Annotated in this window: 10 protein-coding genes; 7 read left to right on the top strand and 3 right to left on the bottom strand. The window is 65.2% G+C overall.

Annotated features, from left to right (window positions below; all coding sequences use genetic code 11):
• Positions 1–22: 22 nt before the first annotated feature.
• The 4 genes from F5544_RS24395 (at position 23) to F5544_RS24380 (ending at position 3,455) form a co-directional block, all read left to right on the top strand.
• The gene (locus F5544_RS24395) at positions 23–751 is read left to right on the top strand and encodes a class I SAM-dependent methyltransferase (RefSeq protein WP_167475345.1); all 729 of its coding nucleotides are present in this window, start codon (positions 23–25) and stop codon (positions 749–751) included.
• A 289-nt stretch (positions 752–1,040) separates the two neighbouring features.
• Entirely contained in the window at positions 1,041–1,184 is a 144-nt protein-coding gene (locus F5544_RS24390) for a hypothetical protein (RefSeq protein WP_167475344.1), read from the top strand.
• 132 nt (positions 1,185–1,316) lie between these two features.
• Positions 1,317–2,270 carry a cyclase family protein gene (locus tag F5544_RS24385; protein ID WP_174867397.1) on the top strand — a complete coding sequence of 318 codons (954 nt, stop codon included), beginning with the start codon at positions 1,317–1,319 and terminating at the stop codon, positions 2,268–2,270.
• A 318-nt stretch (positions 2,271–2,588) separates the two neighbouring features.
• Positions 2,589–3,455, top strand: a complete 867-nt coding sequence (locus tag F5544_RS24380) for a glycosyltransferase family 2 protein (protein ID WP_167475343.1) — start codon at positions 2,589–2,591, stop codon at positions 3,453–3,455.
• Between the two features lie 135 nt (positions 3,456–3,590).
• Here the strand turns inward: F5544_RS24380 and F5544_RS24375 are convergent, their stop codons facing one another.
• Positions 3,591–7,574, bottom strand: coding sequence for a CHAT domain-containing protein (locus F5544_RS24375; RefSeq protein WP_167475342.1), 3,984 nt, complete (start codon positions 7,572–7,574; stop codon positions 3,591–3,593).
• Between the two features lie 92 nt (positions 7,575–7,666).
• On the opposite strand from F5544_RS24375, the gene fxsT reads away from it, so the two are divergent.
• Positions 7,667–10,978 carry an FxSxx-COOH system tetratricopeptide repeat protein gene (fxsT, locus tag F5544_RS24370; protein ID WP_167475341.1) on the top strand — a complete coding sequence of 1,104 codons (3,312 nt, stop codon included), beginning with the start codon at positions 7,667–7,669 and terminating at the stop codon, positions 10,976–10,978.
• Positions 10,979–10,980: 2 nt separating this feature from the next.
• Here the strand turns inward: fxsT and F5544_RS24365 are convergent, their stop codons facing one another.
• Positions 10,981–11,133 (bottom strand): hypothetical protein, encoded by a 153-nt coding sequence (locus F5544_RS24365; protein ID WP_167475340.1) that lies wholly within the window; start codon positions 11,131–11,133, stop codon positions 10,981–10,983.
• A 20-nt stretch (positions 11,134–11,153) separates the two neighbouring features.
• Positions 11,154–12,107 (bottom strand): S-4TM family putative pore-forming effector, encoded by a 954-nt coding sequence (locus F5544_RS24360; RefSeq protein ID WP_167475339.1) that lies wholly within the window; start codon positions 12,105–12,107, stop codon positions 11,154–11,156.
• Positions 12,108–12,547: 440 nt separating this feature from the next.
• Here F5544_RS24360 and F5544_RS24355 point away from each other — a divergent pair, with 440 nt between their 5' ends.
• Positions 12,548–14,329 (top strand): hypothetical protein, encoded by a 1,782-nt coding sequence (locus F5544_RS24355; RefSeq protein ID WP_167475338.1) that lies wholly within the window; start codon positions 12,548–12,550, stop codon positions 14,327–14,329.
• A 280-nt stretch (positions 14,330–14,609) separates the two neighbouring features.
• Entirely contained in the window at positions 14,610–15,080 is a 471-nt protein-coding gene (locus tag F5544_RS24350) for a hypothetical protein (protein WP_167475337.1), read from the top strand.
• The last annotated feature ends 9 nt before the right edge of the window (positions 15,081–15,089 follow it).

The raw sequence follows: 15,089 nt of genomic DNA, 5'->3' as shown, positions 1-15,089 counted from the left end.
TTTCGACGCTATCGTCGACGCTGTGCCGTATGCGATCGTAGACCACCCACGCATCGCGTCCATCCACGACGCATTCGAAGGACAGCGCGACGACCTGCTCGCCTATGCTGCCGTTGTCGACGAGTTGAACGCACGGGTAGTGCTCGATGTCGGTTGTGGGACCGGAACTCTGGCCGAGCTGCTGGCGCGCGAACGTCGCACAGTGGTGGCGATCGATCCCTCCGAGGCGTTCCTTGCCGTGGCAAAGGCGAAGGGTGCACCGTCGGGAGTCACGTGGCTGCACGGTGACGCGGCGAACGCACCCGAAGTAGGTGCCGACCTCGCGGTGCTGACCGCGAACGTCGTGGAGGTATTCCTGACCGACGAGGACTGGGCCGCGGCCCTGACCGGGATTCGTCGTGCGCTGCGCCCCGGCGGTTTTCTCGTCTCTGGCATCAGACACCTGGACCGTCGCGTGTGGGTGGACCGAGCAGCAGACATCGTCCCTGCGGCCCTCGACGTTCCCGGCATCGGACGTGTGCAGGACCGCCTGGAGGTCACCGCGGTGAACCTTCCGCTCGTGTCGTTCCGAGACACGTACACCTTCGCCGCAGATGGCGCCGCAGTCGCATGGGAGTACACGCTGCGTTTCCGCGAGCGCCCGGAGATCGAATCCGACCTCACAGACCATGGTTTCCGCCTCCAGGACTTCCGGGACGTACCGGGCCATCCTGGATGCGAAGTCATATTCATCGCCGAACGTGTGGATTGAACCAGCAACACCGTCCATGGCCTTGCTCAGTGGGTCGGCGCGCCGGCTCGAGGGGGCGAGCTGGGTCGGCTCGGTGGGTATGCCGTTGCCGCTGGCGATGAACAGGTTTGCGCCGCGCAACTTGTCCGCATGCACGTAGGGATCGTTGGCAGCCCACCTCGGGTCGTTCGTGGGGCCGTACACATTGTCGGGATTTCCGCCACCGACTCCGATCACGGTCTTGGCGAATTGATATCCGGCCGGATCGCTGATCTGCGCACACCCACTCAGAATGTGTGGCGGTGACGTGGTGGATCCGCCACGATTTCGAGATTCCGGCCTTGCCGTCGAGATCGGCCCGAAGGGAACAGATCTCAGCAGGCACCCTGTCGAGGAGCTCACCGCAGTCGCGCACGCGCTCAAATACCCGGCCCTGCAAGGGCTCGGCTGGTGAACCCCTGCCGAAGCTCTTGCCGCCCAGCTAGACTCGTATCCACAAGATCGTGTTGCGAGGACAGTGTGTGAACCTGGGGGATCCCCTGCCAGCGGTGCCTCGAACTGCGTGACCGGAGGAGTTGGTGCTGGGATGACGGCAAGGCTACCGATACCCACACAGGACGACGTGCACGGGTACTTCGATACGCTGTCGAACTGGGGGCGGTGGGGCGAGGACGATGAGCTCGGCACTTTGAACCACATCACCGACGACGTCCGGTTGGCGGCGGCGCGGTCGGTGCGCCACGGCAGGAGCGTGTCGTGCGCGTGGGAGGTTGCGGTGCCGGAGGAGATGGAGCGGTCGACGACGACGTGCCCGTGCGCCGCCGATATGCCGGGAGCCGAGAAAATGCCGCTGGGATTCCGCAACGACCGGCACTGGGGCTATTCGAACGAGCGGCTCGGAATTCTGTTCCACGGCAACACCATCACCCATATCGACTCGCCGTGCCATATCTTCTGGGACGGCACGATGTACAACGGGCGGCCGCACTCGCTGGTCGACGCCGCAACGGGATCGGCCTGGGCTGCCGTCACGGCGGCGGCGAACGGGATCATCACCCGTGGCGTCCTGCTGGACATTGCGAAGGTCCGCGAGGTGCCGTGGTTGGAACCGGGGCAGGGGGTCCATCCCGACGATCTCGAGGAGGCCGAGCGTCGCCAGGGGGTGCGGGTGCGATCCGGCGATGCGGTACTGCTGCGGACCGGCTATGGCCGCGTCCGGCACGAGGCCGGTGCGAGCAGCGGTTTCAAGCAGGCCGGCTGGCACGCGTCCTGCCTGCCGTGGCTGCAGGAGCGGGAGGTCGCGTTGATCGGCGCCGACACTCCGCAGGACGTGCTGCCGTCGGGGTACGAAGACGTGTTGATGCCGGTTCACACCGTGGGCCTCGTCGCGATGGGTCTGTGGCTGCTCGACAACTGCGACCTGGAGGCGTGCGCGACCACAGCCGCCGAGCTCGGCCAATGGGACTTCCACCTCGCAGTCGCGCCGGTCCGCTTCGCCGGGACGTCCGGCAGCCCGGTCAACCCGATCGCCACATTCTGATCGCGGGATTCGCGCCCGGCGAAGAAATGCCATCAAGCTGAGACAAACACCGCCCGCCACAACCTGAGACGAACCGGAAACGACCAGCTCGATCAGTCGCCAACCGCCATGAATTTCGAGACCCTAAGCCCCAATGTTGGCCACCAGCAGGGACATTGGGGCTTTTGCTGCCAGCCTATGCCGGAAACGCCGGTATCGATCTCATGCGGCTCGAGGTACCGCAGGGGCGGTGGCAAGCGGAAGGTGGCCCGATGAGGCGTTGGGTTGCGCGGCCGGTACTTCCCGCGTGGAGAAGGCGAACCTGATAGGTTCGCGCGCATGTCTCGCCGCGACGAAAAGACGGTCGGCCTGGTTCTTGTCACCTACGGGAGCAGCGAGGATCTTCCGCCCTTCCTGGATTCCCTGCCGAGCGCGGTCGAGCCGCTACCGCTGCAGGTGGCGTGCGTCGACAACGCGTCGACCGATGCGAGCGCGGATATGGCGGAGGCGTTCGGTGCGAGGGTTATTCGGAATGCGCGGAACGTTGGTCTGACGCGGGCAATCAATCAGGGCGCGGCCGAACTCGATACCGAGTGGTTGCTGATCGCCAATCCCGATACCCAGTTGGCTCCGGGTTCGATCGCTCGGCTGGTGGAGACGGCGATGGGTGATGATCGGATCGGGTTGATCGGCCCGCGTATCAGTCGGTTGGATGGCACACCGTATCCAACGGGTCGGCGGTTCCCGTCGATCGGTGTGGGAGTGGTGCACGCGCTGCTGGGTTCGGTCTGGCCGGGTAATCCTGCGACGCGAGCGTATTTCGGTAAGCCGGTCGATGAGGTCGGCGATGTCGATTGGATCTCGGGGTGTTGTATGTTGTTCCGCCGCAGCGCTTTCGACGCCATCGGCGGATATGACGAGCGGTACTTCATGTATTTCGAGGAGACGAAGGCCGCGCTGGATGTCCATCGGGCCGGATGGCGGGTGGTAGTGGATCCGGCAGTGGAGATCCGCCACCGCGAGGGCGGCAGCACGCGGCACGCGCCCTTTCGCAAGGTGTTCAACCATCACCGCTCGGCCTTGCGGTTCTATTGCGACTATCACCGCCGGTCGGTGTGGCTGCTGGCCGCGCCGCTGGTGGCGGCGGGATTGGTTGTGCGCGGGGGTGTTTCGGTGTTGCGGACCGCGTTGGCCCGCCGCCGCTGATCAACCAGGGATGAAACTGCACGGCCTCTTGTGTGGGAATTGATCGCTATCGATGAGCGAATCGCGAATTCGGCCTACGCGCGCGGATACGAAGCGGTTTCGTGACCTCGCGGCGACGGCCTACATCCGATACGTTCAGTGGGCGGCGTGGGCCAAGACGTGTTCGACGGCGAGTTGCTCCTCCGGAGCCAGGTTTTCGAGGAGAACGCGGCGGTTGCGCTCCCCGGCGCGGATCCGGTGCAGGATCGCGACGAGAACCGGCTCGTCCTCGGCCATTTCGTCGAGCTCGGCCGAGGCCAGCGTGTCGCGCAGTTCGTCGCCGTGGGTCGCGCCGACGATGTTGGCGAGCACGTCGGCGACGGACATGAGCCGCCAAAGCTCATCGGGCAGGCGTAGCGCACCGCTGCGCACCGCATCCGCGCGCCGCAGGATCGCCCGGTCGATTTCGTCGGGTTCCTCGGCGGCGACAGGGTCGCGCAATATCGTTGCGACGGTGGCTCGTTCGGGGATTTCGGCGAAGGCGTCGAGGAAATCGGCGACCTGTTCTGTGGCCAGGGTGTCATCGGCGAGGAGTCCGGACAGCAGCGGATCCCAGAAGGTGAACGCGGGCTCGCGCAGGGCATCGGCGGCTCGGCCCGCGCGGGCCAGGATCGCAACGACATCGGCCTGCTCGAATCCGATCCCCGTGTGCAATTCTGTTACCGCGGTGGGGATTTCGATTCCAGGCAGGTCGCGCTCGGCGAGTTCCATGAGTTCGGCCGCCGTTGTCGGATGGTCGTCGCCCAATTCGATGAGGTCGTGGGCGAGGGCGTCGACGGCGCTATCGGCCTGCCAGTAGGACGAACCTGTGGCGATCAGCGTGGCGATGAGGTGGTGCGCGGTGGCCGCGCGGCGGTCTCCAGCGGATTCCAAGCGGTAGCCGAGGTTGAGATGTCCGTTGCTGATGCCACCAAGGGTGCGGGCCGCATACTGATGACGCAATGCCGATCTGGCGAGGGCGATGCCGGTATCAGTGTATCCGCGTTCGTCTTCCAGCTCGGCGAGGGCGGTGAGAGTGGCAGCGAGCGCAGCCGAGTCTCGCTCGCGAGTGAATACCGTGCGGCACCATGTGAGGTACGACAGCGCTTCACCGGTTCGGTTGCGGCGCATCAGCGGGAAGCACAAACGGTATTTCGCCCTGGCGATCTCGTTCTCGTCGGCGTCGTAGGCGCGTTTGAGTGCGAGCATCTCCTCGCCTACGGTTATGCAAGTGTCGTAGTCGTGCAAGGCGAGGGCTGCGGTGTAGGCGGTATCCAAGACCAGGCCCTTGGCCCGGAAGGGCCGCACGGTTTCGTTCTCGCCCGCCTCGTCGGGCAACTCGGCCATGGTGCGGCGCAGGTGCTCGATCTGCTCGGCGACCTCGGCGGCTTTGCCCATTGCCACTAGGAGGCTTACCTTTTCGTTGTCGTGTACCAGGCGCGTCCACGGACCGGCGCCGGTTCGCTCGCCGAGTTCGATCTGCTCGTCGGCGAGCGCGAGCGCTTCGGGGTAGCGATTCGCCTCGCGATATCGGCCGATGAGATCGGTGGTCAACGACATCGCCATCCCTGAATCACCTTGTGCAAGAGCATCTTCGCGCAGCTGGGCGGTGATCGGTTCGGCCGCGCGGTGCGCCAGCAGGGCCATGATGTTGGCAACCATCCTGCGGGCGCGCAGTCGCTGGTCGGTTCCCGTTGCGGTGGTGACGATTTCGTGTGCCAGAGGCAGCAGCGCACGAAGGCCGATCCGGGACCTTTCCCGGCGGAGAATAAGGTCGAGGGCATCGATCGCCATCGGCACGTCGCCGCTGCGGACCAGGTATGTAGCGACGGCACGGGCGAATCGGGCGACCGGTTCGATCGAGCCGCTGGTCCGTTCCGCGGCGACCGCCCGTTCGAGGGCATGCCGCCAATATGTGGCGATCGCCGCGGTGATCCGTTGCCGCGCTTCTGGTTCGAGCAAGTCTCGGCCGGAGGACGCAACGGTGGGATGTATTTCGTAGTGGTGACCGGTGATCACTGCCAGCGCCGCGTATCTCAGCTCGTCGTCGGAGTCTGTCGCGCTGGGATCGGCGTCGATGGCGTTCACCGTATCCGGTGTGCGATCGCGGTCGTCCAGTACGCACAGAATGTCGAAACGATGCCGGGCCGACGAGCCGAGCCGGGTCACCGCCTCGATCGTCCATGCTTCGAGCAGCCGCCGGGGATCGTGCTCGGCCGCCGAGCGCTTGTCGGCATCGTCGAGGAACGAACGCAGCGTGGCGGCGTCTGTCGCTTGCCCGTCGGCGAGCTCGAGTAGTTTGGGGTGTCGTCCGCTTGCCTTGATAGCTTGTGCCGCAAGGGCTCTCGCGCCATCGGCCGATACGTCCGGCACCTCGCCACGGACGAATCGGTCGAGCCGCCCGAGTTCGCCTACCAGCAAGACGGTCTCGTCAACGGTCAGCAGTCCGATCGGTTCGACGTATCGGGCCAGGCATCGGGGGGTGACCCTGGTTGTCGCCAGGAGACGGGACGCTCCCGTGTGCGCGGTCAACGCGGTGATAAGTCCGGGCCAGCCCAGATGCGTGAATTCCCCTTCGGGTGTGAGCGTTTCGAATGCCTCGAGCACGAGCAGAGTACGAGTCGAGGCCAGTGCCTTCGTGAGGTCGGCGAGAGCGTCCGCCGGTAATGTGTCCTCGACGACGGTGTCGAGCAAACGCAGGCCGGGCAGTGCGGTTTCCAGACGCACCAGGAGATCGAGGAACAACACTTGGGGATCGGCGTTCTCGGGTATTGCGAACCAGACCACCTGATCGAAGCGGTCGCCGTGCAGGTCGACCAGCTCGGCGGCCACAGTGGTCTTGCCAACGCCCGGCGTTCCCGACAGCACAACGGTGTTGGGCATGCCCGCCGTGGTCAAGGTGCGGCCACACTTCGTCATGACGGCCACGCGACCGACGAACCGCTCAGGAGGAGGCGGGATTTCGTCATCGGCGCGGCGCGGACGGCTCAGTGTGAGCCGTCCGGCGCCTTCACCGATGACGGTCGAGGTCGCCCACTCGATCGCCGTCGCGGTCGCACCGACTCGGCCGCGCGCGATCTCGAGCGCTTCGGCCACTGAACGTCCTTCGCGTAGCAACTCCGCATAGAAGGCCATGATCAACCCGATGACGTAGCTGTCGGGGACCGCGAACCGCATAGCCAGGACCGCACATCCCAGGTTGATCGCAATCGACTGAGCGAGTTGGGAATTCGGATGTCGATCGGGACGATGCGAAACTTCCGCCAGGCCGAGCAGCGCCATGCGCTCCTCGGCGATCCGCGCCGCCGACCGGCAGGAGCTCAGCACCACCAGGCTGGGGCGAGCCGGGGCGAGCAGTGCGATCAGGTCGTCCACCTCGATCGGATCGCGCCCGGAGTCCTCGGCCTCGACAGTGAACGACCCTGCCGCCCCATGCCCGGACAGCTGCACCACGTCCCAGCCGTCTGGATCGGCGGCCACCTCGGCGAGGCGTCGCCGGGTCGCGCCGTACTGCAGAACGCACAGCTCGACCCTGGCGCCGAGCCGAGCCAATTCGCCTATGGTGCGCTGTAATTCGCGGCGCTCCCGGCGCAGGTTGAGCGCGTCCAGCCCGTCCGGTTGACTGAATACGGCCAGCACGCGCAGCACCGAGCGTTCAGTGCGGGCCGGCGGTGGAGGAACGGACGTTTCGACCGATTGAACAAAGACCGCGCCGAGCTGCCCCAGCGTGCGCTCCGACACGAGCGCGAGCTCCCACGGTCCGGACACCAGCGCCTCGGCGCCGGTCACCACGACCGTGCACGGCGTCGCGAGGGCGATGAAATCCGCCGCGTCACCGAGCAATTCGCGCGATACCCACTCGCCGAGTCTACGGGCGGGCTCGGCAATGGGATCGGGCACGCCGGGCACCCGATGGTTTTCGAAATACCGGTCGGCATCGACGAATGCGGCGTACTCTTCGGCGGTGGAATCGTAGGCGACTCTTCGGTCGGCGAGCACGCGGTCGCCTTCGCGCAGGCGCACGTGCAGGCCAGAGGAGGTGGATTGCGCCTCGACGAGGAGGATGAGTGAACGGCGCGCGCCGTCCGATAGCCGTGTCATCCGAGCGTCACCTTTCCGCGCGTAACCTCTCGTGTGCTCGGGCAGCGACTGTACGCTGACCCGCATGAGCTGTCCGGGTTTCGGAGGCAGCGGTGCGATCTGATCGCGACGACGTATCTTTCGACAGGGTGTGCGATGAACACGTGCTCGCGAGCTTCGCCGAGCATCATCGGTATCAGATGCAAACCGCGTTGTGGCACAGCAATATAGAGTTGGAGTACGCCGGATGGTCAGGTCATGGGTTCACCGATGCCCGCCTGCTGACGGTCTACCTGACGCGCCCGGGATTCGATGGCAAGGCCATCATGAAGTACGAGCCGAGGAAGCTATCCCCTGAGCCACGCCGCCACCGGACTGTCTGGGCGAATTCACCGGCCGAATTCCGGGACAGACACCTGGTCGAACCGATCGGCGATCCGATCACACTGGCCGACGATGGCTCCGTACAGTTTCAAGCGGTCGCCTTCGACGATATGTCCGGGGTGTCGACGCTGACCGAGGCGATCGCTCGCGATCGAACCAACAAACAAGTGGCAGAACGACTTTCGCTGATCGTCACTGCCCTTCTACACGGGTGGAATCCGAATCGGCGAGCGGAACGGACGACGGTGGGGGCCCTGCTGCGCGACGAGTTGCATGACCGCTTCGACATCGATTGGGCCGTGCGACGTCGCCTGCTCACCCCGGACGGTCGACCGACCGACGCCCAGGTGGATGGATTCGCCAACCCGTTGGCGCTGGTCTATGACGAATTCGGAGCGAGCGCGGCCAACGTGCGGGTGCGGCGTGGTTACGCGCACCGGGATCTGCACTCGGGCAACCTGCTCGTGACCGACGATCCGCGCGTCTTCAAGCTCATCGACCTGATCTATGCGAGGGAGCACCGTTCGCTCGCGGCAGACCCAGCGTATCTGTTGTTGACCACCCTGGCGGGCTATCTGTCCGAACTCTCCCCGCCCGCGCGCGAGGAACTGGCGAATCTTGTTGTATCGCCTGATTATCCTGATTATGAGGCCGAGTGGCTGCCTCCGATCGCGCTCGAGCTGGTACGCGGAATGTACGAGTCCGGAGTGAACTACGGCGGAACACGCGGAATGCTCGCCGAATGGCGCGCGCAATACCAGCTCGCGCTGGTCGCAGAGGCGATGATCTTGGCCGCCTGGGAGATCGGCGGTGAAACGGCAATCGAATGGTTCCTCGGCGTCGCGGCCCGGGCGGCAGCCCAGTTCGGCAATGCTCCTACACGGTCCGATAATGGCACCCGTGTAACGGCCGACACGCCGACTTCGCGTTCCAGCGCCCTCGAACTGCCCGATCGGCAGCCCGTTGCGGTAAGCCGCGCTGCCCCAACGGAATTGGAAGGTCTGCGAACCGCGGAGGGTGGGGCCGTGCTGGTGCTCCACGGGTTGCCCGGAATCGGGAAAACCCAGCTGGCAATCCAATACGCGCATCAGCACCTGGCCGAATTCACCGGTGTGGTCTGGTTGGCCGCCGATCGGCCGGAATTGCTCCCCGAGGCCGTGGCCCATACCGCGGCTCGGCTCGGCCTGCTGCCCGCCAAAGACGCGGATCTGCTGCGGACCAAGCTGTTTCGGCATCTGTCCGAGACCGGTCCGTGGCTCTATGTGCTCGACGGCGCACCGGATATGGATACGTGTCTGCAGTTCGTGCCGCGGCTGCCAGGGGTACATGTGTTGATCACTTCACGGGATCCGCGGTGGACGAAGATCGCAAAGCGTTGCGAGATCGGTCCATTCGATCCGGCCGAATCGATCGAATTGCTGACCGAGATCCTCGGGGACAAATCCGGGCTCGGTGATCTCGCCGAGGCTCTGGAGCATCTGCCCGCCGCGGTCGATCAGGCCGCGCACTTCCTCGTCGACTCGCTCATGTCACTGACCGAGTACGCGAATCAAGTTCGTGACGAACCGGTCCGGGTGCTGTCCACGGTCGACGGAACCATCCCGGGGTCGCTCGGGGCTACCTGGCGCCTCGCCCTCGAACACCTCGCCGAGACCGATCCCGCGGCCGCGGAGGTGATCGAATTCCTCGCGTTCCTGGCCGCCGCACCCATTCCGCGGGAAGTGCTCACCGCCGTACCCGCTTCGGTGTACCCGCGATTCGCCGCTGAGGCCAGGGATGCGTTCGGGCTCGATCCGCTGGTGAAACGAGCCATCGCGAGCGGCCTGCTCCGGATCGAGCATGGGTCACCGCGGATGTATTCGCTGCTGTCGGCGTTCGTGCGCGACCGCACCGCACCCGATGCCCGGGCCCGCGCGAAGGTGGCAGCGCGCACCGCGGTCGCGCGCTGCCGGACCGGGGATCCACGAGATCCGGACAGCTGGCCGAGGTTCCATGATTTGGTGCCGCACGCACTGGAGGTGGACTTGGCCGGCGGCGACGCGGACGCACGCGCACTGTTGCTGGACATCATCGGATATCTGGTCGCCCGCAATGATCTCGACACGGCGCTGTCCCTCGCGCGGCACACCCACGAGCGGTGGGCGGTCGATCCTGGCCCACGGTCGGAACCGGCGCTCGCGGCGATCAGCCGCCTCGCACAGGTGCACTATCACCGTGGTGACTACGACGAATCGCTGCGACTCCACATCGAGGCCTACACCCTGAGTGAGGAACTATATGGAGCCGACGATCCGGCGACTCTTGTCGCGGCCCAGAACGCGGTTTCGGGCAGGCGCTTCGCCAAGGCATGGTCACCGCCGTCCGACCTTCCGACATCTGCCGAACTACTCGAATCGCACCGAAAGGTATTGCGCCGCGACCACCGGGATACGCTGATCGCCGCCCACAACCATGCCGCGGAGCTGCGCGAGAGCGGCGATATTCGCGCCGCCGCCGAACTCGACGCCGACACCCACGCGCGGATGGTCGCCGAGCTCGGCGAACACCACGCCGACACGATGGCCTCCGCTCATGCGCTCGGCCTGGACCTGCGTGCGCGCGGTGACCACTCCGCGGCCCTGACTCAGAATCGTGAGGTGTACCGCCTGCGCCTGGAGGCGTTGGGAAAGCAGCACCCCGCGACGGCGCAATCGGCCGTGAGCCTGGCCCAGGATCTGCGGACGGCTGGTGAACTCACCGAAGCGCGGGATCTGCTCCGTGCGGCGCATGCCGTACTCACCGAGACATACGGCGCGGACGACAGGCTCACCCTGTTGGCCGCGCACGAACTGTGCGCGGTGCGGGCGAAGCTCGAGGGTATCTCGCCGGAGGAGGTCGAGGCATTGCTCGAGCGTCGCCGCCGCGTGCTGGGCGAAGCACATGGCGACACCATGCGCACCTGGGCACTCTGGATCCAAACACTCATGGCCGCAGAGAAATACACGCGTGCGGCGCAGGAACGCGCGCTCTGGCGGGCCCAGGCCAAGAACCGTTCGAGCTGAATTCAGTTGGGATCGTGGCGGATCCGTGCTCGCGGATCCGCCTCCGGGGGTTCCTCCATCGCGACCCAACGCGCGCCGTCGTAGACGATCTTATTCTGGTTCTCGTCGAAATCGACATCGCCGGCCTCTGGAAAGTCCGCCACACTGTCCGTCATCCCAGCAGTATCCCTCGTGGTCATTTCGCCGCCAGGCGATGGCGGTGTGCTTGGGCGGTATCGGCGAAATCCCTTTCGTCGTGCTGTTGGTAGCGCCGATAGAACCACTCGGGTAAATGATTGGCATCCATGCGAGTTCGCAGAATTCCGTCCTGGACGTCGCGGGCGAGCCCGCGGACCCGACGCCATTCGGTATCGCTGACCGGGCCTGGCCGGGCGCGGCGAAGTTCTTCGGTCACAATGCGATTGAGCCGTTCCCGCTCGGCCACCGCGCGCTGCTGACCCGCCACGATATCGACGGCGATCTGGTAAGCGGCGAGCGACGGAACGAAGAAGCCGAGCAGGATATCCGCGATCGTCGCATGTCCGATGAGCATCCCAGCCACCAGGCCGATTACGCTCCACCCGACTGCGGCGGACAGGACGAATGCCACGTATCGACGGCGTAATCGAGCATCCCAGCCGAGGTTCTGCTCCTGCGTGATCAGGATGTCGTACGGGTGGTGCACGCCCGCCGTCGAGTCGTACCAGCCGTTCGTGATCTGCCGATCCGTCGCCGAACCCCGCGCGAGTCCGCGAGCCAGTCTGGAGATATCCGGTTGGCCGACCGGATCGCCTGCGACGGTCGCGCGCCACGGGATATGAAACAGCGTGGTATCGAACATCTCTCGCAGCAGCGCGGACTGCCGCGTGGCCGCGCTTGCCTGACGTTTGAGCAGGAATGTGGACAACACGAACCACCCCGCTCCGATGATCGGCATCGCCGAACGCCCTTGTCCGACAAGGGTGACCGCGATACCCGCGATGGCGAGCAGGACCGCCGCGTCCACCCGGACGGCTTCGACGATCTGCCCGCGTCGATGACTCACCGCCGCGGCCCGCTGCAGGCGCACCATGTCATCGTCCAACTGCCGTTCGTGGATCGGCCTTGCCGGTACACCCCGCGGCGCCGACTGGCCTGCCCCGCTCGCCATAGCCGAATGATCCCGTCGCCGAACCACATCCCCCTCGATCGTAGGCAGCGCACTCGATAGGCGGTCGGTGTTCGCCCACTTCGGTCGGCAGACGAAAGCCTGGCTGATGCGGCCCCAAGTCGTTTCCTTGTGGTGAGCGTTGGGCGGGCGCCGGCCCGTGGCGACGGATATTTCTTCTGGCCTGAGATGCTGGTCAGGTGAAGGAGGAATTGTCGATACGGCGGGTCCTGGGGGATGGGCCGTTCGCCGAGATCGGTTGCCCGGTCGTTGGTATCGCATCGGTTCGGCACGGGATGTTTGCCCTTGGGGGTGACCTCGGTGCCGCGCAATGGCTGGGGCGGGACGTGCGTGGTGGGCGACGGCGGCATCGGGTGGGGGTTTATCGGCAGGGGAGCCTGGTGTGCTTGCATGTGGTTCCGGTGCGATATCGGGTTCTTTCTTTGGATTTCCATCCCGAGTTGCCGCTGCTGGCCGTTGGTACCGGCGATTACGACGGTGGATATTACTTCGAGGGCGAGTTGCTGCTGTTCGATCTCGAGACCGGCAAGACCGTTTCGATCCTCGAAGGAAGTCGTGAGGTGCGCCGGGTGCGGTGGCGGGACGCGCGATTGTTGGAGGCGACTCTCGCGCCGCAGGACGACTTCGACGACGAGGACGCGCATAGTTACGGATTCCTCGCCTTCTTCGCGCGAGACGATTGGACGACCGCCACAGACGGCATGATTTCGCCGACGGATCAGGCTGACCTGAAAGTCGATACGCGATCGCCGGATCCGGATCAGTGTGTTACCTCCCTCGGCGCGGGCGACTACGAATTCTGGGGAACACGCTGGTCGCCGCGCCGGTCGATATGGGCGCTGCAATCGTGGAGCGACCGCCGGGTCCTCGCCGCGCTAGAGGGAACGACGCTGGAGTGCTGGCTGCCCAGCGGCGAGCGGGCGTGGTCGATCCCCGGCAACGGCGGCGGCAGGCAAATCGTGGTGTCGCCCGACGAAGATTCGGCGTGGGTGGTACCCGACGCACCGCAACGCTGGGTCGCGGGCGAAGGATGGCGGCGGCAGCCACGAGCCGTTGAACGCATATCCCTCGAAAATGGTGTGCCGATAACAGAATTCGCGCCCGGACATCCGGTCGTCGCCGCGAGCACCGTCGACGGCTGGGTGGCCCTCCGCGACAGCGACCACTCGAGCCGCGGCGCCGGACCGGACACTCAGCTGATTTCGCCCGAGGGAGATCTGGTCGCCGAGGTTCGACTGGGCGGATACGACCTGTTCAACCATTGGTTCGACATCCGCTATGCACCCGAATTCTATTTCCTGCGAGGTGATTCCGACACCGAGCCGCATCTCGAGAAGTGGATCGTCGCCATCGATCCGCGCGAGGGCGCGCACCCGCGGGTGCGGCGCTTGTTCCCGCTGGAATGGGATACCCGCCGCGACAAACACCTCTTCGGTGGTCCCGGACTGTACGTGCGCGATGACATCGGCACCGCGATAGTGCACGCCGGACAGGTCCATGACGGCCGAGGGCTGTTGCCCGGCAACACCTTTGTCGTGCGGCGACGTCTGCCGGACGGCGAAGCGGAGTGGGTCTTCGCCGCGGACGTCCCCATTACAGCGCTGGAACTCGTCGAAGACCTGATTCTCGCGGGCCTCGGTTCCGGCGAGATCGTCGCGCTCGATTCCGCCGATGGGTCCGTACGCTGGCGTCAGACACTCCGACTCGGCGTGCATCGAATCGCCGTCGAGCCACTGTCATTGGCCTACACCGGTTATCGCGTGATGATCGGGACCTTCGACGGCCGCATCCTCGACTGTTCGCTCCGATCCCGGATGGCAACCGGCGAGGTCGTCACCGCACCCGATCCTGATCTCCCGGCGTCGTATTGGGCTGAGATGCAAGCGAATACGCAGTGGTGGCAGGAGCGGTTCGAGCCTTTGCTGGACAGCCTGCGCGACAGGCTCGACGCTCACGGCCGGCGCCTCGATCAAGACGTCACACGGTCGATCGAAGAGCTGTGGGAACATGCCGGTGCCGAGCTCGCGGTCGACACTTTGGCCGCATCCCTCGCGAATGGACAGATCCCGATAACCCCGACCGAACGCGATCTACTCCACGAACTCATGTACAAGGTCGAAAACCCGAATCCGCTGTTCTCATATCTTGTCCGCCGCGATGAGGTGATGGCCGCCCTCCACGTTGCCGACGACACCGGTCGTTGACCGATCCAGGCACCGAATAGGCCGAATTCCGTTGCAAAGCAATGAAATTCGGCCTTAGCTTTGTGCTCGATCGTGGCCGCATATCCGACGCCGTGGAACAACGGAGGCAACGCACCGATGGATGTGGCCACAGCCATTTTCGATGTGGCACAAGCTAATTCGGTATCAGGGCAGGCTGTCTGCAGGTGCTGGCTCGAACCGAAGGCACCGCGTAAGGCTGTGTTAAGCTGCGACCGCGCTGGTTAGTCTGTATATCGCGCAAACGCGGGGGTTTAAGTGGTTGATTTCGCCGTCGATGTATCCAAGGGTTACCAGCGAAGCGTCGGCTGGCAAGAATTACGACAACCCGGTGCAATTCCAGTCGCAGTGGCTGCCCGGTGGCTTTTACATCACCCGGACGTTGAGCGACGACTGGTTTTTCGCGATGGGCGGCATCCAACTGTCGGCCACCGGTGTGGTGACAGTCCACAAACCGGCCGACGGCGCAGAGCCACGAATCACCGTGGAGTACAAGGCATATGTGCATGACCGGTACAACTGGGACGGAGACAAAAGCACCGAAATTGCCGGCGTCACGGTCTCGGACAAGCGCATGGGAGCGCTGCACACGGCGGGCCTGGCGCGGGAATACGACGTCGATGGATCCAGCGGGATCCGACGATACGAGGGAACGGTACCGTCGACCGGGCCGATCAACCTGCCCGGCGCGCACGACAGCCGAGACGGCGACAGGAGTGATCCCACCCGATGACATATTCGA

Origin of the sequence: Nocardia arthritidis, from assembly GCF_011801145.1 — a bacterium.
GTDB lineage: Bacteria > Actinomycetota > Actinomycetes > Mycobacteriales > Mycobacteriaceae > Nocardia > Nocardia arthritidis_A.
The sequence above is the reverse complement of the archived record's forward strand: the minus strand, read 5'-3'. Positions and strand labels throughout refer to the sequence as shown.

Bases quoted from the DNA above. Each gene is read 5' to 3' on its own strand.
- F5544_RS24365 (WP_167475340.1), bottom strand. From the start codon at position 11,133: ATGACGGACAGTGTGGCGGACTTTCCAGAGGCCGGCGATGTCGATTTC.
- F5544_RS24360 (WP_167475339.1), bottom strand. From the start codon at position 12,107: ATGGCGAGCGGGGCAGGCCAGTCGGCGCCGCGGGGTGTACCGGCAAGG.
- F5544_RS24385 (WP_174867397.1), top strand. From the start codon at position 1,317: ATGACGGCAAGGCTACCGATACCCACACAGGACGACGTGCACGGGTAC.
- F5544_RS24380 (WP_167475343.1), top strand. From the start codon at position 2,589: ATGTCTCGCCGCGACGAAAAGACGGTCGGCCTGGTTCTTGTCACCTAC.
- F5544_RS24375 (WP_167475342.1), bottom strand. From the start codon at position 7,574: ATGACACGGCTATCGGACGGCGCGCGCCGTTCACTCATCCTCCTCGTC.